The following is a 17,376-nucleotide window of genomic DNA, read 5'->3' as shown; positions in this document are numbered from 1 at the left end:
CCACGGCGCCCGTACCGACCTCGTCGGCCACGACGGCAAAACCCCCCACGACATCGCCGCCACCACCTTCGGCACCCACCACCCCCTCACCCAGCAGCTCGCTTAGGAGAAACGGCCGTGCTCTTCTATGTCCAGATGAAGTGGAACCACGAGGGCCGCATCAGTCTCGATGAGTTGTGGAACATCGAGCAGGAAGAGGCCGAACACGCCCAGGAGACGGTGGATTCCGGTTTCTGTGTGGGCATTTGGAAGGTTGCCGCGCAGAAGCGTGTCATCGCCATCATCGATTCTCCCGACGCCGAGGAGTTGGACCGTACGGCTCTCGGGCGTCTTCCCATGAGGGAGTATCTGGAGTTCGAGGTGGTCTGGCCGCTGCGCGACTATCTGGGATTCGCCGACGACGTCAAGGCGCGCTACCGCGTTTAACGGCCCTCATCCGCATCTCACCTCATCGAGAAGGAACCATGACTGCCACCGATTCCGCCGCAGCGAAGGCAAACATCGATCTGGTCAACCGTTTCTACGACGCCTATGCGGTGTACGACCTGAAGGTGATACGGGAAGAGATCCTGGCGCCCGGCATCCGCTGGCACATTCCGGGCCGTCACCCCCTCGCCGGCACACATGAGGGCGTCGACGACGTGATCGCCTTCTTCGACAAGCTCGGCGAGTCCAACTTCAAGGCCGAGACCATCTACCTGGGTGCCGACGAGACGTATGTCGTCGACGTGCACCGCGGGTGGAGCGATCGCGGTGACGGCAACGATCTCGACCAGTCCTGGGTCCTGGTCTGGCGGATCGAGAACGGGCGGGTCGTCGAGGCGCGGGACTACGCGGAGGACCAGGCGTCAGCGGACACCTTCTTCTACCGCGCCTATCCGCTGGCGCCGGTGACCCGCAGGCTCGCCTAGCCCCCTCCCCTACGCAAGGCTGCGCCGTCCCGCCTCCGATCGCCGCGGGACGGCGCAGCGCGGTGACTCGCCGAAGGAGATGTATGCAGACGCAGCCTGGCCTTCGTTCCCGTACCGGCGCCGGTACGGGAGATCTCGGCGGAAGGGTCGCAGTGATCACCGGCGCTTCCGGTGGTATCGGAGCTGCCACGGCCTGTCGGCTTGCCGCGGAGGGCGCGACGGTGGTCCTGGTCGCGCGCCGCGGGGAGGTCATCGAGGAGTCCGCGCGCGCCTTGCGCGGCGCGGGGCGGTCCGCTCTCGCCGTCACCGCCGATGTCACGTCCGCGGACGGGCTGGCCCGGGCCGTCGACGTCATCACCGAACAGGCCGGTGCGCCCGACCTGTTGGTGAACAACGCGGGCGTCATGTATCCGGGGCCGCTGCACGAGATGCGTCTCGACGAGTGGCGGCGCATGCTCGACGTGAACGTACTGGGGTTGCTGCAGACCACGGGGGCCTTTCTGCGGCCCTTGCTGGCGAGCGCGCGGGCCGGCCGTCAGGTCGACGTGGTGAATGTGTCGTCCATCGCCGGGACGCGCGACTTCTCGCCCGAGTACGCGGTCTACAACGCGTCGAAGGCGGCGGTCAGCGCGGTCTCCCGCTCCCTGCGCGGCGAGTTGGGGCCACAGGGGATCCGGGTGACCGACATCCAGCCGGGCCTGGTCAGCACCGGGCTCGGCGAGCAGACGACGCGTACGGAGTCGAGGGAGTCCATCGCCGGGCTCTTCGAGCGGCATCAGGCCCTGGAACCGGACGAGTTGGCGGATGTGATCGCGTACGTGGTCAGCAGGCCGCCGCATGTCGGCATGCCGCAACTCGTGGTCGCCCCGGTCACTCAGTGACCGAGATGCAGGGAAACACCACGCGCCAGATGCGGGACAGCTGGTCCCGCGCGCTCTCCTGTGCGTCCGCCGCGCAGGCGCCCGGTACGGCGGCGCCGCGGCGGACGTATGCCTCTGTGCCGACCATGAGGTAGGAGGTCAGGGCGAGGACCGTGCGGGGGGCGACGCCCGGGCGCAGGTCGCCCTCCGCCTCGGCGATCAGCTTCTCCACCACGGGCAGCCAGGTGGCGGGCCAGGGGGTCTCCAGGTGCGGGCACTCGCGGGTGAGCCGGGCGGCCGCTCGCACGGCGACGTCCTCGTCGAGGAGCTGTGCGATCTCCAGGGTGAGGGCGAGCATGCGGTCCAGGGGGCGCCGCGAATCCTCGGCGATGGCTCGTGTCACGGCTTCGGTGGCGGTCGCGCCGCGCACCTGGACGGCGTGCGCGAGCTGCTCCTTCATGGGGAAGTGGAAGGTCAGCGCCCCCATCGAGATCTCCGCGGCCTTGCTGACCTGGGAGAGGGAGGCGGCCTCGTAGCCGACGCGGTCGAAGGCCACGGCCGCCGCCTGGACGAGGGCCTCCCGGGTGCGCGCCGCTCTCTGCTGTTTCACCATGTCCTGTCTCCGGTTTCGTCCGCACTCGCACGGTGGCGAGCCGGTCCGCTGCGCCATGTTCTGGCCAATGATCGCTCGGTATTTTCGCCATGTTCGCGGCGAAACATCCGGTCGGCGCCGCCTTCTGCCGCACGAGTCCGCGACCTACGCCCCCGCCTGCATCGTCGCTGGACTGAAGAGTTTTCAAGGCAGCACCCCGTTGAAGCAAGACCGACTTCCGAGAGTGCACCCGGCTTTTCATGATCATGGCTTGAATTGAACGGTTAGCGAATTCGCTCGCAACCCGCTCCGCCGGTTCGCCCACTTGGTGAAGTCGCGGGCCCTCTGCAAAACATAGCGATCGTTCGTTATTCTATTGAGGGTCAGCGCGCCGGGACGGCGCAGCACTCCGTCAGGGAGGGAAGGCGGACATGGCAGATCACCTCGGGGTTCCGATGCTCGGCGCGGAGCCCGTTACGACGATTTCGGAGCCCGGTACGACGGTGTCGGACCCCAGCACCTCGGTCTCGGCCTTCACGCAGGAGGTCTTCGGGCACATGGCGCGGGCCGACCAGCGACGCTGGGCCCAGGCATATCTGCAGGGGCTGCTCATGACACCGGGGCGCAAATCGATGCGTCGCCTGGCCGCCACGGTCTCCGGGTCCCGTACGGCGGCCATGTCCCTGCACCAGTTCGTCAACGCGAGCCCCTGGGAGTGGGGGCCGGCCCGCCGGGAACTGCTGCGCTTGACCGAAAGGCACAGCACAGCCATCGCGTGGACGGTCGGCACGGTCATCCTGCCGAAGCGCGGTGACCACTCCTGCGGGGTCCACCGCCGCTTCGTGCCCACCGCGGGCCGGACCATCAACTGTCAGGTCGGGATCGGCGCGTTCGTGGCGTCACAGGCCGACGCCATCCCCGTCGACTGGAGTCTGCTCCTGCCGGAGCAGTGGACACAGGACGCGCGGATGCGTTCGCGCGCCCGCATCCCCGACTCCCTGGACTTCCGCCCGATGTGGGCGCAGATCCTGCACCTGGTCGACACCATGGCCTCCCGCACGTCCGGCCCCCGGCTGCCCGTCGTGGCGGAGCTGAGCGACCCGGCCGACGTCGGTCCGCTGCTGCACGGGCTGAGCACACGCGGCCAGGAGTTCGTGATCCGGGTGCCTGCCGCACTGCGGGTACTCGGCGCCCCCGCGCCCGGCCGGATGCGCGGCACGGACAGCGGGCAACAGGCCCGCCCCGCCCGCGACTTCGTCGGCAGGAACGGCCTCCTGCCGCAGCGCCTGGCCGGGGCCGACGGGCAGCGGCGGCAGGTGCCGTTCCTGTCCCAGCCGGTACGGCTGCCGGGGCTCGGGCACACCTACCGGCTGTTCAGCCTGTGGCGGCACACGGGGGACTCGCCCTCCCAGGTGTGGATCACCAACCTCACGGGGCACTCCATCGACCGGCTGGCCGGCCTCGCCCGGCTGCTCTCCCGGACGGCGACGGCGGTCGACTCCCTGGAGCGCGACTTCGGGCTCCTCGACTTCGAGGGCCGCTCCTTCCCCGGGTGGCACCACCATGTGACGCTGGCCTCCGCCGCATACGCGTACAGCAGACTGAGCCCCGATGCGGCGGCCGACGACGCGTGGTTCGACCTGAGGGTCTGAGAGGGCGGCGCGCGGCGCCGCCATGCCGCGTCGGCATGGACACGAGTATTGGACGCCCGGCTCCCCGCGGTCGAATCATGAAACACGGATCACGCGGACGACCCCGAGGAGTTCACCATGAGCAAGGACGCACAAGACGCACAGGGCGTGAAGGACGCTAAGGGCGCGAAGGGCGCGCGGGCCGAGGCCAATCTGGCTCTGGTACGGCGGTTCTTCGAGTACTACGCCACCGACAACGTGACCGCGTTACGCGACGACGTGCTGGCCGCGGACGCCGTCTGGCGTGTGGCCGGGCGGCATCCACTGGCCGGCGACCATCGCGGCGCCGAGGCGATCGTGGACTTCTACCGCGCCCTGGCCGCCGCCGACCTCCATGTGGAGCCGCTGTTCTTCGAGGCGAACGCGGACTGGGCCGTGGAGGTCCACCGGATGCGCAGCGAAGGGGCGGACGGTCCGGCCCTCGACACCAGCTGGGTGCTGACCTTTCGCATCACGGACGGCCGGATCTCCGAGGTCCGGTACACGGCGACCGACCAGGAGGCGGCGGACTCCTTCTTCCGCGCGCTCCTGGCCGCCGCCTGACCTCAGCTTCCGTTCACCGAGACGGTCGGGACGAGGGTGCGCATGGCCCTGACGGCGCTGGTCACAGGGCTACCGCTTCCTGCACCCGGGAGGCCCACTTGTCCAGCACCTTGCGGGAGTTGTCCAGGGTGCGGCCCTCGGCCCAGACGCGGGTGACGGCCTGGGCGGCGTCGGGGAGCACGAGTGCCCAGCTGCCGTCCGGTTCGACGATGCGCACGCCGTCCGACGTCGTGTCGACGACGTGGTCGCCGCTGGCCTCGGCGATGGTGCGCATCACCGTTCCCTTCACCGACCAGGGGGTGGCAATCTCCCGCTGGATCAGCCGGTCCTCGGGGATGCGCGCATCGATCTCGCTGAGCCGGTACGGGGAGTCGGCGAGGTCGCAGACCAGGTTGGCGAACGCCGCCACCCCGTCGAAGGGGGCACCCGCGCCCGGCACGATGTAGCCGCCGAGCCCGTCCCCCGCGAGGATCGTGCCGGGGGTGGCCGCCGCCTGGGCGAGGGCCGCCGGTGAGGTGCCGGCCCAGTGGACGCGCACGCCGTGGGGGGTCAGCAGGTCCTCGATGGTGCGCGAGACCGTGACCGGTACGACGACGCGGCCGGCCCCGTGGTGGCGGGCGGCGCAGAGCGCGAGGACGAACAGCGCGCGGTTGTCGTCGAGGAGGTGGCCCTCGTCGTCGACGACGCTGAGGCGCTCGCCGACGGGATCGAAGCGGACGCCGAGCGAGGCGCCCGCGGCGCGCACCATCTCCCCGAGCCGGGCCAGGCCCTCGGCCCGCTCCACGGAGCTCTCCGTGGGACTGGCGTCCTCGACACCGCTGTTGAGCACCAGCGCGTCGATGCCGAGGCGGCCGACGAGTCCCGGCAGGACGTGGCCGACGGCGCCGTGCGCCGCGTCGATGACGGCCTTGATGCCCGAACCGGTCACGCGCTGCCGGTCGATGTAGTCGCTGAGGGACTCCGCGTAGGTGTCCAGGACGCCGGCGGGGTGGGTGATCGCCCCGATCTCGCCGGGGAAGGCCCTGCGGTACTCCTGGCGGGCGTAGACCCGGTCGAGCTTGCGCTTGGCGGCCTCGCTGAGGTCCGCCCCGTCCACGTCGAAGAAGTTGATCTCGACGGAGTCGGGGTCGCCCGGTGCGGTGCGCACATAGATCCCGCCGACCGCGGCGAGCCGGGTCTGCTGGCGTACGACGGGCAGCGGCACGGTGCCGAGGTCGCGCACGTTCAGGGCGCCGGTCTGCAGGGCGGAGGCGATGCAGTGGACCAGCGCCCGGGCGCCCCGGGAGTGGTCGCCCGCCAGGGCCACCGTGTCGCCCTTCTTGAGGGTGGTGGCGTAGGCGGCGGTGAGGCGGACCACGAGTTCGGGCGTGATGTCGACGTTGAGGATGCCGCCGACTCCGCGGCGGCCGAACAGCTGGGCCTGGCCCCGGGTTTCCCAGACCACCGAGGTGTTGACGCAGGCGGCGTCCTCCACCGTCTTGGACGGGTAGATCCGCACGCCGGAGGCGATGATGGCCTCTTCGCCGATGGTGCAGTCGTCGCCCACCACGACGCCCGGTTCGAGGCGGGCGCCGCGCATGACGTCGCTGCCCCGGCCCACCACGCAGGAGTGCAGCGTGGCGCCGGACCCCACGAAGACGTTCTCGTGCAGCACCGCGCCGTCGACGACCGCCCGGGACGTGACCACGCAGCCGCGCCCCACGACGCTGTGGGCGCGGATCTCCGCCTTGGCCTCCACTCGGGCGTTCGGCCCGATGTACGCGGGGGCGATCAGCTGCGCCTCGGGGTGGATCTCCGCGCCCTCGCCGACCCAGACGCCCGCGGCCATCTCGAAGCCCTGCACCTCGGCCAGGACCTTCCCGTCGAGCACGTCGGCCTGGGCCGTGGCGTAGCTGTCGTGGCTGCCGATGTCCTCCCAGTAGCCGTCGGCGACGTAGCCGAACACCGGCCTGCCCTCCGCCATGAGGCGGGGGAAGACGTCGCCGGACCAGTCGACGGAGGCGTCCGTGGCGACGTAGTCGAGGACCTCGGGCTCCATGATGTAGATGCCGGTGTTGACGGTGTCCGTGAACACCTGGCCCCACGTGGGCTTTTCGAGGAACCGCTCGACGCGTCCGGCCTCGTCCAGGACGGTGATGCCGAACTCCAGCGGGTCGGGGACACGGGTCAGGCACACCGTCACCAGGGCGCCCTTCTCCCGGTGGTAGCGGATGGCGTCGGTGAGGTCGATGTCGGTCAGGGCGTCACCGGAGATGACGAGGAACGTGTCGTCGGCGAGGGCGGCCTCGGCGTTCTTGACGCTGCCGGCGGTGCCGAGGGGCTGCTCCTCGTGGGCGTAGCTGAGGCTCATGCCGAGGTCGCTGCCGTCCCCGAAATGGTTCTTGATGAGGGAGGCGAGGAACTGGACCGTCACCACGACATCGCTGATGCCGTGCCGCCGCAGCAGTCGCAGCACGTGCTCCATGACCGGCTGGTCGGCCACCGGCAGCAGCGGCTTGGGCAGGTTGGACGTCATGGGACGAAGTCGCGTTCCTTCGCCCCCGGCCATCACGACAGCTTTCACAGCACTAGCTCCTTACGGATCACAGAAGGCAGAGGGAGGCAAGAGAGGGCTGAGGCTGGTCAGGCCGCGAAGGCCCGGAAACGGACCGCAAACGGACCGCACCTCTGCCCCGCGGACGGCGCCGCGAAGCAGAGGTGAGGGGGTGTCAGCGGGCCTGCGGGCCGAGGACCCAGTTCTCGCGGACGGGCACGGTGTGCGTGTACTGCTGGTTCACGAAGTTCTTGTAGTCGGCCTCGACGGCGGCCTGTTCGGCGCCGCGCTGCGCGGCCTCCAGGCCCGCGAGGCTGTCGAACCAGATGTGGTACGCGGCATCGAAGGGCGGCTCGCTGATGCCGTACCAGGAGTCGCGGGTGAACGACTGGTAGTAGCGCGTCACCCCGGGCACGGCCTTGACGAGCGGGGCGTGCACCTCACGGCTGTGGCGCCGGAACTCCTCGCGGCTGAGGCCCTCCTTGCGCTTGGTGAGGATCACGAGCTTCACACCGGGCTGCACCATGTCCTGGGGGACGCCCGGGACGACCACCTCCGTGTCGGTGTCGAGGACGACCGACTGCCAGAAGGCCGCCCAGCGCGGCTCGTCGAGCCGCGCGCCCTCGAGGAACTCGGGCGTCTGCAGGGAGGCCAGCTGCTCCTCCTCGTTCTCCAGCCAGATCTCGGCGATCCCCTTCCACAGCGGCTCGTCCGATCCCAGCGGGTTCACCGTGGTGTCCACGGCGTACTTCTTGATCTGCGGGATCTTGCTGGCGTACCGGACCGCGTGCTCCTCGACCCAGTAGCGGTGGAACTCCTGGTCGGTCATGCCCGGCTTGGGCGCCGCGAAAATCAGCTGGTGAATCACGTTCGTTCCCTTCTGGAATCCGAGTCAGGCGCGCAATTCCCGAGTTAACCCAGCACCCTGCGCCGGGCGACAGAGTTGTCCGAGGAACTGCGGCGGTCTGGGCAAGTTGACGGAGTAAGCACTCCTGACACCCGGAGCCCGGCACCCGGCACATTCGGAAACTCCGCAAAGTACGTACGTAATTCGGCGAGGACATTGAGCCCGGCAATACGGGAGCAGTTGACTGGCGCCGGACGAGGGGCGACGTCCTCCTTCTTGTGACGCCCCCTCACGGCGCCGCCGTCCGTGCCAGCTCCCCCTCTCGTACGGGCGGTGGCGCCACCCTTGACTGCCAGGAGCCCGGGATGACTGACGTTCTCGCCCCCGACGCGGCCACCGACTCCATGGGTGTGTGGCCCGCGGAAACCCCCGAGCAGCGCTCCGCCCGGTTCGCCCGGGACGCCGTCGGCTACCGCGACGAACTCCACCGGGCCGCGCTGCGGCTGACCCGCAACCGGGCGGACGCGGAGGACCTCGTGCAGGAGGCGTTCACCAACGCCTTCCGGTCCTTCCACCGCTTCGCGGCCGGGACCAATCTGCGGGCGTGGCTGCACCGCATCCTCACCAACGCCTATCTCAGCCAGTACCGCAAACAGCAGGTGCACGGCCGCCAACTGCCCATGGCCGAACTGCCCGAGGCACAGCTGGCACGGGGCGCCCACCCGGGCGCCCCGCCGCCGCGCTCGGCCGAGGCACAGGCCCTGGACGCCGTGCCCGATCCCGCGGTCACCGAGGCGCTGCGCGAACTTCCCGACGTCTACCGGATCGTCGTCTACCTCGCCGATGTCGAGGGCCTGACCTACCAGGAGATCGCGGAGTATCTGGGGGTGCCGCAGGGGACGGTGAACTCGCGGCTCTACCGGGGCCGGCAGCGGCTGCGCGAGCTGTTGCACGGCCATGCCGCCCGGCTCCGCCTGCTGCCCGAGACGCCCGAACCGGTTTCCTGAGCGCAGCAGCCGGGCAGCAGGCGGAGTTCCGTCAGCCCGCGGGCAGTCCCCGCGGCGCGAGCGCCCGCTCCAGCGCCCGCAGGGGGATCCATGCCCAGTCCGGGCGGTGCCGGGTGTCGTAGAGGACCTCGTAGACGGCCTTGTCGAGTTCGTACGCGGTGAGCAGCGCCGCGTCGTCGGCGTGGCCCGGGGCGCCGACCGTCTCGTGGTAGCCGGACAGGAACGCTCCCTGGTTGCGCCGCACCCAGCCGAGCGCCCGGATGTGTTCGCCTCCGGCGCGGCTCGTGTCCGTCAGCTCATGGTGGGCCGCGTAGTCGTAGGACCGCAGCATCGCGGCGACGTCGCGCAACGGCGAGTGCCTGGCGGTGCGTTCGGCGCGGGCCGCGAGCGGCTCCCCCTCGAAGTCGAGCAGCAGCCACCCCTCAGAGGTGCGCAGGGTCTGCCCCAGGTGCAGGTCGCCGTGGACGAGGTGGGCGCTGCGGTGGGCGGCGGGTTCGATGTGCCGTACCGCGGAGAACACCTCGTGCAACTGCCCGGCGTAGGGCGCCAGTCGGGGGGCCTGGTCCAGGGCGTGGGTCAGGCGCCGCAGGAACAGTTCCGAGAGGTGGTGGTACTCCGCGGCGCGCAGCGGCTCCTCGCCGGCCGCGCGCGCCAGGTCCCGGTGGACGAGGGCCAGGGCGTGCCCGAGGGCGTGCGAGTCGTGGGTGAAGTCCCCGGCGTCGTCGGCGGGTTGGCCGACGAGCTCGGAGCGGACGCTGGCCAGGGCTGCGGCCCAGCCGTCCTCGGCCTTGGGCAGGTAGCGCTGGAGGGTGGCGAGGGTCGCGGTGCAGGCGTGCCGTTCGGCGGCGCCGAGCAGCGGCGGGACGTGCAGGGAGCCCTGGTCGCGCAGCATCCGGTGCAGCACCAGGTCGGGGCTGGCCCCGGGGACGTACCGGCGGAAGATCTTCAGGATGTACTGGTCGTTGATGATGACCGAGCTGTTGCTCTGTTCCGCCTGCAGCGGCCGCACCGTCAGCGAGGTGCCGGAGAGCTCGAATCCGGGGGGTTCGCTCCCGAAGCGCACCCCGTCGGCGGTGGTGCCGCTCGCCATGTGGAGCAGCAGCGCGCGGACCAGGCCGGGGTCCGTCAGGGCGTCGTAGACGGCGGTGTCCCCGACGACGGCGAGGGCCGGGCCGGGCGGTGTCCCGGTCGTGGGGCGGGCTCCGAGCACCAGGTGGTAGCTGCCCGCGTCGGCGCCGACCGTGTCCTCGGCGCGGACGACAAGGTGGGCGCCGCTCACGTGGTCCGGCCCGTCGGGAGCGGCGAAGAGGTGGCAGCCGGTGACGTGGACGCGGGACAGGGTGCGCCCGGTGCCGTCGAACCACCGCTGTCCGGGCAGCCAGGGGACCAGGGCCTGTTCCAGGGCGGGTGCGGTGAAGACATCGGTGGCGGCAGCGGTCGCGGTGATGGTGGCGGTGGGGGTCATGACGCGGCCTCCTCGCCGCCGAGTGAGAACCAGTAGAAGCCGTATCCCGCCAGGGACAGGCAGTACGGCTTGTCGGTGACCGGGGGGAAGGGGACCCGTCCGGTGAGTTCCACGGGCCGGCCTCCCGGGGGCATGGTGAAGGTGACGGGCTGGGGGGTGGCGGAGAGGTTGTTGACGCACACCACCCGGTCGACGGTGCCGTCCGGGCCGACGTACTCGCGCAGGTAGGCGAGGACACTGTCGTTGTCGGTCTCGATCTCCTGGTAGGCGCCGAGGCCGAAGGCGGGGTGGCGGCGGCGGACCTGGAGCATGCGGCGCATCCAGTGCAGCAGGGAGGCGCCGTTCTTCGACTGGGCCTCGACGTTGACGGCCTGGTAGCCGTAGACGGAGTCCATGTTGACCGGCAGCTGGAGGCGGCCGGGGTCAGCGGTGGAGAAGCCCGCGTTGCGGTCCGGGGTCCACTGCATGGGGGTGCGCACCGCGTCGCGGTCGCCGAGCCAGATGTTGTCGCCCATGCCGATCTCGTCGCCGTAGTAGAGGACCGGCGAGCCGGGCAGGGACAGCAACAGGGCGTTGAACAGCTCCAGTTGGGCGCTGTCGTTGCCGAGGAGCGGGGCCAGCCGGCGGCGGATGCCGATGTTGGCGCGCATCCGCGGGTCCGCGGCGTACTCCGCGTACATGCAGGCGCGCTCCTCCTCGGTGACCATCTCCAGGGTCAGCTCGTCGTGGTTGCGCAGGAAGATGCCCCACTGGCTGCCCGAGGGGATGGGCGGGGTGGTGGCGAGCACCTCGGCGACGGGCTTGCGGCTGCCGCAGCGCACGGCCATGAAGATGCGCGGCATGAGCGGGAAGTGGAAGGCCATGTGGGCTTCGTCGCCGCCCACCTCCGGGTCGCCGAAGTACTCGACGGCGTCGGAGGGCCACTGGTTGGCCTCGGCGAGCAGCACCCGGCCCGGGTACTCGTCGTCGACGACCTTGCGCACCAGCTTGAGGAAGGCGTGTGTCTCGGGCAGGTTCTCGCAGTTGGTGCCCTCGCGGGCGAACAGATACGGCACGGCGTCCATGCGGAATCCGTCGACGCCGAGGTCGAGCCAGAACCGCAGGGAGTCGAGCATCGCGTCCTGCACGCGGGGGTTGTCGTAGTTGAGGTCGGGCTGGTGGGAGAAGAAGCGGTGCCAGAAGTACTGGCCGCGCTCGGGGTCGTACGTCCAGTTGGAGGTCTCGGTGTCGACGAAGATGATGCGGGCGTCGGGGTAGCCGGAGTCGTCGTCGGCCCAGACGTAGAAGTCGCCGTAGGGTCCTTCGGGGTCGCGGCGGGATGCCTGGAACCACGGGTGCTGGTCGCTGGTGTGGTTCATGACCAGGTCGGTGATGACGCGGATGCCGCGGGCGTGGGCGGCGTCCAGGACGGCGACGAAGTCGTCGATGGTGCCGAAGTCGGGCAGGACACTGCGGTAGTCACTGATGTCATAGCCGCCGTCGCGCAGCGGCGAGGCGTAGAACGGGGGCAGCCACAGGCAGTCGACGCCGAGCCACTCCAGATAGTCGAGCTTCTCGGTCAGGCCCTTGAGGTCGCCGGTGCCGTCGCCGTTGCTGTCGTAGAAGAAGCGGACGAGCACCTCGTAGAAGACGGCGCGCTTGAACCAGTCCTCCTCGACCGGCAGCGGGCGTGCCACCTCGAAGTCGTTCGCGTCGGGGAGCTCAGTCATGGTCCACCGCGACCAGGATCTGGGCGACAGCGGCGCCGGGGGTGAGCGTGACCTTCTTCTGGTCGTCCCACTCGGTGAGTTCGCCGGTGATCTCGTCGCGCAGGACGAGGTGCTGCTGCGGTCGTCCGAACGCCGCCGGGACGTCGTGCACGATGGACTCCTCCACGTCGTGAGGGTTGAGGCTGACGATGCACAGCACCGTCTCGCCGGTTGCCGGATCGGTCTTCGCGTACGCCAGCACCGCGTCGTTGTCGACGTCGAGGAAGGTGAGGCGGCGCAGCTGCTGCAGTGCGGGGTGGGCGCGGCGCACCTGGTTGAGCCGGGTGATCCAGGGGGCCAGGCTGCGCCCTTGGGCGGTGGCCGTGGCGAAGTCCCTGGAGCGCAGCTGGTACTTCTCGGAGTCCAGGTACTCCTCGCTGCCGTGCCGGGCGGGGCGGTGCTCGTAGAGCTCGTAGCCCGAGTACATGCCCCAGGTCGGGGAGAGGGTCGCGGCGAGCGCGGCCCGCAGGGCGAACATGGCGGGGCCGCCGTGCTGCAGGGTGGCGTGCAGGATGTCGGGGGTGTTCACGAACAGGTTGGGCCGCAGGAAGTGGGCGCCCTCGGCGAGTTCGGTGCCGTACTCGGTCAGGTCCGCCTTACTGGTGCGCCAGGTGAAGTAGGTGTACGACTGCGTGAACCCGGCCTTCGCCAGGCCCTGCAGGACGGCGGGGCGGGTGAACGCCTCGGCGAGGAACAGCACATCGGGGTGGGCCTCCTTGACCTGCCAGATCAGGTAGTCCCAGAAGGCGAGGGGCTTGGTGTGCGGGTTGTCGACGCGGAAGATCCGCACGCCGTGGTGGACCCAGAACAGGACGGTGCGCAGGAGCTCCGCGTACAGGCCCTCCGGGTCGTTGTCGAAGTTCAGCGGGAAGATGTCCTGGTACGCCTTGGGCGGGTTCTCGGCGTAGGCGATGGACCCGTCGGGGCGGTGGGTGAACCACTCGGGGTGCTCGCGCACCCAGGGGTGGTCGGGGGAGCACTGGAAGGCCAGGTCGAGGGCGACCTCCAGGCCGAGCCGGTCGGCGGTGGCGACGAAGGCGTCGAAGTCCTCGATGCCGCCCAGCTGGGGGTGGATCGCGTCGTGCCCGCCGTCCGGTGAGCCGATGGCCCAGGGCGAACCCACGTCGTCCGGCCCGGCGTTGAGCGTGTTGTTGGGGCCCTTGCGGTGGGTGTGGCCGATGGGGTGGACGGGCGGCAGGTAGACCACGTCGAAGCCCATGGCGGCGATGCGTTCGAGGTCGGCGGCGGCCGTGGTGAAGGTGCCGTGCACGGGGGTGCCGTCGGCGTCGTGCCCGCCGGTCGAGCGCGGGAACAGCTCGTACCAGGCGCCGTACAGCGCCCGTGTCCGGTCGGCCCAGACGCGGTGTTCGGGCCCCCGGGTCAGCAGGTCGCGCAGCGGGTGGGCGCGCACCAGGTCCGCGACGGCGGGGCCGAGGGCGGGTTCGAGGCGCTCGGCCAGGGGCAGGTCGGCGCGCCGCAGCCGGGCCGCCGCGTGCAGGGGAACCTGCGGGTGGTGGCTCTCGCGGGCGAGCCGTTCCAACAGCCGGGCCCCGGCCTCCAGATCGGCGGCGAGCTGCCGGGCCTGCTGGCCGTCGGCCTCCTTGGCGCGGATGCCCCGCGACCAGGTCGCCCACGGGTCGCCCCATGCCTCGACGTGGAAGGACCACATGCCCTCCCGGTCGGGGACGACCACGGACTCCCACCGGTCGAGGCCGGCGTCGACGAGCGTCATGGGGACGGTGACGGCCGGGTCCCTGCCGTCGCTGTGCCGCCATACGACGTCCGCGCCGACCGCCTCGTGTCCCTCCCGCCACACCGTCGCCGAGACCGGGACGTGCTCGCCCACCACCGCCTTGGCGGGGTACGAGCCGTCGCTGACCACGGGAGCGACTTCGGATATGGCAAGTCTGCCCTTCATGCTTACTCCCTTCTTGAGGGGTCCCCGAAATAGTGCGAAAGACAGGCCAGTTGGTCGCAGTCCGGTGCCGAGAATTGAGCTCACTGCGTCAACTCGTACAAGTCGCCGGGCACCACTGGGTTAACTTCCACAAGTTGTCGCCGCTCGGGGCGGGCCGCTTGCCGCTCGATCGGGCCGCACGCTCTACTCGGATTGTCCTGCTGGGGAAAGAATTTCCGGATCCCGGCGGCGCCTGGAAATCGCTCCAGCGCACATCTGATGGAGGAATTCGTGTCCAAGCGGATACTTGTTGTGCTGTCCGAATACGGATATTGGGGAGAGGAACTCGTCGGTCCCGTCGAGGAGTTCGACAAGCGGGGCTACCAGGTCACCTTCATGACGCCCACGGGCAAGCGGGCCACGGCGCTGCCGCCGAGCCTGGACCCGGAGTACATCGACCCGCCGCTCGGCCGCTCGGTGACCACCCGGGACATGGCCCGTCGCGCCTCGGAGCTGGACGGCTCCGACCGGCTCGACAACCCGCTCAGCCTGGCGGACCTGGTGCCCGAGCGCCCGTACTACAGCGCCCTCAACCACCTGCGGGAGCTGGAGGACTACCACCGTCGCCTCGACTCGGCGCTGACCGACCTGGTCTCCGGCTTCGACGCGCTGGTCATCGTGGGCGGCAGCGGCCCCATCGTGGACCTCGCCAACAACGAGCGTCTGCACGAGGTCGCGATCGCCTTCGTCACGGCCAACAAGCCGATCCTCGCCGAGTGTTACGGGGTCGCGGTGCTCGCCTTCGCCCGTGACCTGGAGAGCCGGGCGAGCCTGCTGTGGGGCAAGCACGTCACCGGGCACCCCAAGGAGTACGACTACAAGGACGGCACCGGGTTCATCGGCGTCGACTTCAACATGGGTCCGCCGCCGTACCCGCTGGAGTACATCCTGCGTGACGCCACCGGCCCCGACGGCGCCTTCCACGGCAACGTCGGCAAGGAGACCTCTGTCATCGTCGACTTCCCGTTCGTGACGGCCCGCTCCACGCCGGACTCGATCCCCGGCGGCCAGAAGCTCGTCGAGGTTCTCGAGGCGGGACTGCGCCGCTTCGGCTGGTAGCCGGCTCCGCTCAACTCCCCGCGTCAGCCTCCCCGTTCACCCGGAAAGGAACGCCCGTATGCCCGCCAGGCCCGGGAAGTCCGCCCTCTTCGAGCAGCTCGAGGCGGACGGCATCAAGTACATGTTCGGCAACCCCGGAACGGTCGAGCAGGGGTTCCTCGACGAGCTCGCCCAGCACGACATGAGGTACGTCCTCGCGCTGCACGAGGGCGCCGCCGTCGGCATGGCGGACGGCTACGCCCGCGCGGCGCAGCGCCCGGGCCTGGTGCAGCTGCACAGCGGGGTGGGGCTGGGCAACGGGATCGGCATGCTGTACCAGGCCAAGCGCGGCGGCTCCCCGCTCGTGGTCCTGGTCGGCGAGGCCGGGGTGCGCTACGACGCGATGGACGGCCAGATGGCGGCCGACCTCGTCGGCATGGCGGAGCCCGTGACGAAGTACGCCACGCGCGTGCTGCACCCCTCGTCCACGCTGCGGGTGCTGCGCCGTGCCGTGAAGATCGCCATGACGCCGCCGCGCGGCCCGGTCGTCGTGGTCCTGCCCGCCGATGTGATGGACGAGCTGACCGACGAGCCGGCTCTGCCCACGTCCCTGCCCGACACCCGCTCGCGGCCCGCCGCCGAGCCCCTCGCGCAGGCGGCCGCCTTCCTGAAGGACGCCGAGCGCCCGCTGATCCTCATGGGTGACGGGGTGGCGGCCAGCGGGGCGCAGGCCGAACTCACCACGGTCGCCGAGCGGTTGGGGGCGCGGGTCTTCGGGGTGAACTGTTCGGAGGTCAACTTCGACACCACACATCCGCTGTACGGCGGGCAGACAGGCCACATGTTCGGCAAGGACAGCGCCCGCGTGGTCGCCGACGCGGACGCCGTGCTCATCGTCGGCACGTATGTCTTCCCCGAGGTGTTCCCCGATCTGTCGAGCCCCTTCGCGCCCGGTGCCCGTGTCGTCCACATCGACCTGGACTCCTACGAGATCGCCAAGAACTTCCCCGTCGACATCGGCCTGGTCGCCGACCCGAAGGCGGCCCTGGCGGATCTCGCGCGGGAGCTGGGCCCGGGCTGGCGAGCCGGTCCGCGGCCGGAGCCGGGCCAGGGTGCGGTCGGTGACGGGTCGCTGATGGACCTGTTCGCGCGGACGCTCGCCGAGCGTTCGCCGCAGCAGCTCGCGGTCTTCGACGAGGCGCTGACCGCGTCGGGGCCGCTGGCCCGCCATCTGCCGCCCCGCACACCCGGCAGCTTCCTCCAGACGCGCGGCGGCTCGCTCGGTGTCGGCATCCCCGGCGCCCTCGGCATGAAGCTGGCCCGGCCCGAGCTGCCGGTGATCGGCTTCACCGGCGACGGCGGCAGCATGTACACCATCCAGGCGCTGTGGACGGCCGCCCGCGAGGGCATCGACGCGAAGTTCGTGATCTGCAACAACCGCCGCTACCGGCTGCTCGACCTCAACATCGAGCAGTACTGGCGCGAGCAGGGCATCGCCGCGCACGCCGCCCCCACCGCCTTCGACCTGTCCCGCCCGGACATCGGCTTCGTCGAGCTGAGCGCGTCCCTCGGGGTGCCGGGGCGCCGGGTGGAGAAGCCGGAGCAGGTGGCGGACGCGATCGACGCCCTGTGGGCCCACCGCGGCCCGTACCTGATCGACCTGGCCGTGGAGTGACCCCCCGGCCGTCGGGCCGTGCGGTGACACCCCTGGCCACCTGGCGCGAAAGGACCACTGGCATGACCACCAGCATCACCAGACCGGGCCTGACCGGGTCCGCGATCGAGATGTTCGTACGCTCCTGGCACCAGCAGCTCGCCACGGCCGCGCCCGTGGAGCAGCTGCTGCCCCAGCTCGCCAACGGGCTGCGCGTCGAACTGCCCGACCGGATCCTGCGCGGGCAGGGCGAGTTCCGCCGGTGGTACGCGGCCGGGGCGCACGCCCCGCTCGACGACACCCGGCTCGCGGACGCCGCCTTCGACATCACCGTCAAGTCGCCCGTGCACGCGCAGGTCTGCGTCGACCTGCCGGGCACGGACCACCTCCCCGCGGTCCGCCTGGAGTGGTGGCTGGTCCGCACGGGCGGCTCGCTGCGGGTGCGCACCGTCACCGTGACGGCCGACGCACCCGCCACCCCGCAGGCAGCTCCGGAGCCGGAGTTCGCGCACCTGTGATGACCCGGCAGG

The 17,376-nt window shown here is 70.6% G+C and carries 15 protein-coding genes; 9 read left to right on the top strand and 6 right to left on the bottom strand.

The genetic code is table 11. The annotated features are described in order from the left end of the window. Positions 1-117 precede the first annotated feature (117 nt). From ACFWYM_RS32980 to ACFWYM_RS32970, 3 genes are all read left to right on the top strand, one after another. Complete coding sequence (locus ACFWYM_RS32980) at positions 118-426, top strand: muconolactone Delta-isomerase family protein (RefSeq protein ID WP_384845714.1); 309 nt, start codon at positions 118-120, stop codon at positions 424-426. A 38-nt stretch (positions 427-464) separates the two neighbouring features. Next, entirely contained in the window at positions 465-911 is a 447-nt protein-coding gene (locus ACFWYM_RS32975) for a nuclear transport factor 2 family protein (RefSeq protein WP_384845712.1), read from the top strand. A gap of 83 nt (positions 912-994) precedes the next feature. Beyond that, positions 995-1,792, top strand: a complete 798-nt coding sequence (locus tag ACFWYM_RS32970) for an SDR family oxidoreductase (protein ID WP_384845710.1) — start codon at positions 995-997, stop codon at positions 1,790-1,792. On the opposite strand, the gene ACFWYM_RS32965 is transcribed toward ACFWYM_RS32970, so the two are convergent. Continuing rightward, on the bottom strand, positions 1,782-2,384 hold the full coding sequence (locus tag ACFWYM_RS32965; RefSeq protein WP_384845708.1) for a TetR family transcriptional regulator: 603 nt from the start codon (positions 2,382-2,384) through the stop codon (positions 1,782-1,784). The genes ACFWYM_RS32970 and ACFWYM_RS32965 overlap by 11 nt on opposite strands. Positions 2,385-2,794: 410 nt before the next feature. Here ACFWYM_RS32965 and ACFWYM_RS32960 point away from each other — a divergent pair, with 410 nt between their 5' ends. Continuing rightward, complete coding sequence (locus ACFWYM_RS32960) at positions 2,795-4,015, top strand: IS701 family transposase (RefSeq protein ID WP_384845707.1); 1,221 nt, start codon at positions 2,795-2,797, stop codon at positions 4,013-4,015. 117 nt (positions 4,016-4,132) lie between these two features. After that, positions 4,133-4,597 (top strand): nuclear transport factor 2 family protein, encoded by a 465-nt coding sequence (locus tag ACFWYM_RS32955; protein ID WP_384845705.1) that lies wholly within the window; start codon positions 4,133-4,135, stop codon positions 4,595-4,597. A 61-nt stretch (positions 4,598-4,658) separates the two neighbouring features. Here the strand turns inward: ACFWYM_RS32955 and ACFWYM_RS32950 are convergent, their stop codons facing one another. Continuing rightward, the gene (locus ACFWYM_RS32950; RefSeq protein WP_384845703.1) at positions 4,659-7,160 is read right to left on the bottom strand and encodes a sugar phosphate nucleotidyltransferase; all 2,502 of its coding nucleotides are present in this window, start codon (positions 7,158-7,160) and stop codon (positions 4,659-4,661) included. A 145-nt stretch (positions 7,161-7,305) separates the two neighbouring features. After that, on the bottom strand, positions 7,306-7,998 hold the full coding sequence (locus tag ACFWYM_RS32945) for an EthD family reductase (RefSeq protein ID WP_384845701.1): 693 nt from the start codon (positions 7,996-7,998) through the stop codon (positions 7,306-7,308). Positions 7,999-8,342: 344 nt separating this feature from the next. Here ACFWYM_RS32945 and ACFWYM_RS32940 point away from each other — a divergent pair, with 344 nt between their 5' ends. Further along, entirely contained in the window at positions 8,343-8,984 is a 642-nt protein-coding gene (locus tag ACFWYM_RS32940; RefSeq protein WP_384845699.1) for a sigma-70 family RNA polymerase sigma factor, read from the top strand. Positions 8,985-9,015: 31 nt separating this feature from the next. Here ACFWYM_RS32940 and ACFWYM_RS32935 read toward each other — a convergent pair whose 3' ends face one another. The 3 genes from ACFWYM_RS32935 to ACFWYM_RS32925 are packed head-to-tail and all read right to left on the bottom strand — an operon-like array spanning position 9,016 to position 14,115. Next, a complete protein-coding gene (locus ACFWYM_RS32935) occupies positions 9,016-10,449 on the bottom strand; it encodes an aminoglycoside phosphotransferase (protein ID WP_384845697.1) in 1,434 nt (477 codons plus the stop codon). Further along, on the bottom strand, positions 10,446-12,158 hold the full coding sequence (gene treS / locus ACFWYM_RS32930) for a maltose alpha-D-glucosyltransferase (RefSeq protein ID WP_384845695.1): 1,713 nt from the start codon (positions 12,156-12,158) through the stop codon (positions 10,446-10,448). The genes ACFWYM_RS32935 and treS overlap by 4 nt, the downstream gene beginning before the upstream one ends. Next, positions 12,151-14,115 carry an alpha-1,4-glucan--maltose-1-phosphate maltosyltransferase gene (locus ACFWYM_RS32925; protein WP_384845693.1) on the bottom strand — a complete coding sequence of 655 codons (1,965 nt, stop codon included), beginning with the start codon at positions 14,113-14,115 and terminating at the stop codon, positions 12,151-12,153. Before ACFWYM_RS32925 ends, treS begins: the two co-directional genes overlap by 8 nt. A 270-nt stretch (positions 14,116-14,385) precedes the next feature. On the opposite strand from ACFWYM_RS32925, the gene ACFWYM_RS32920 reads away from it, so the two are divergent. The 3 genes from ACFWYM_RS32920 to ACFWYM_RS32910 all read left to right on the top strand — a co-directional run bounded on the left by ACFWYM_RS32920 (position 14,386) and on the right by ACFWYM_RS32910 (position 17,364). Next, positions 14,386-15,213: a type 1 glutamine amidotransferase domain-containing protein gene (locus tag ACFWYM_RS32920; RefSeq protein ID WP_384845691.1), complete on the top strand. Its 828-nt coding sequence runs from the start codon at positions 14,386-14,388 to the stop codon at positions 15,211-15,213. A gap of 58 nt (positions 15,214-15,271) precedes the next feature. Continuing rightward, positions 15,272-16,867, top strand: coding sequence for a thiamine pyrophosphate-binding protein (locus ACFWYM_RS32915; RefSeq protein WP_384845689.1), 1,596 nt, complete (start codon positions 15,272-15,274; stop codon positions 16,865-16,867). Between the two features lie 62 nt (positions 16,868-16,929). Further along, positions 16,930-17,364 (top strand): hypothetical protein, encoded by a 435-nt coding sequence (locus ACFWYM_RS32910; protein ID WP_384845687.1) that lies wholly within the window; start codon positions 16,930-16,932, stop codon positions 17,362-17,364. The last annotated feature ends 12 nt before the right edge of the window (positions 17,365-17,376 follow it).

The sequence above is a fragment of the Streptomyces sp. NPDC059009 genome, from assembly GCF_042740175.1.
Taxonomy (GTDB): Bacteria; Actinomycetota; Actinomycetes; order Streptomycetales; family Streptomycetaceae; genus Streptomyces.
Note: the sequence above shows the minus strand (reverse complement) of the source record. Positions and strands in the feature narration are given on the sequence as shown.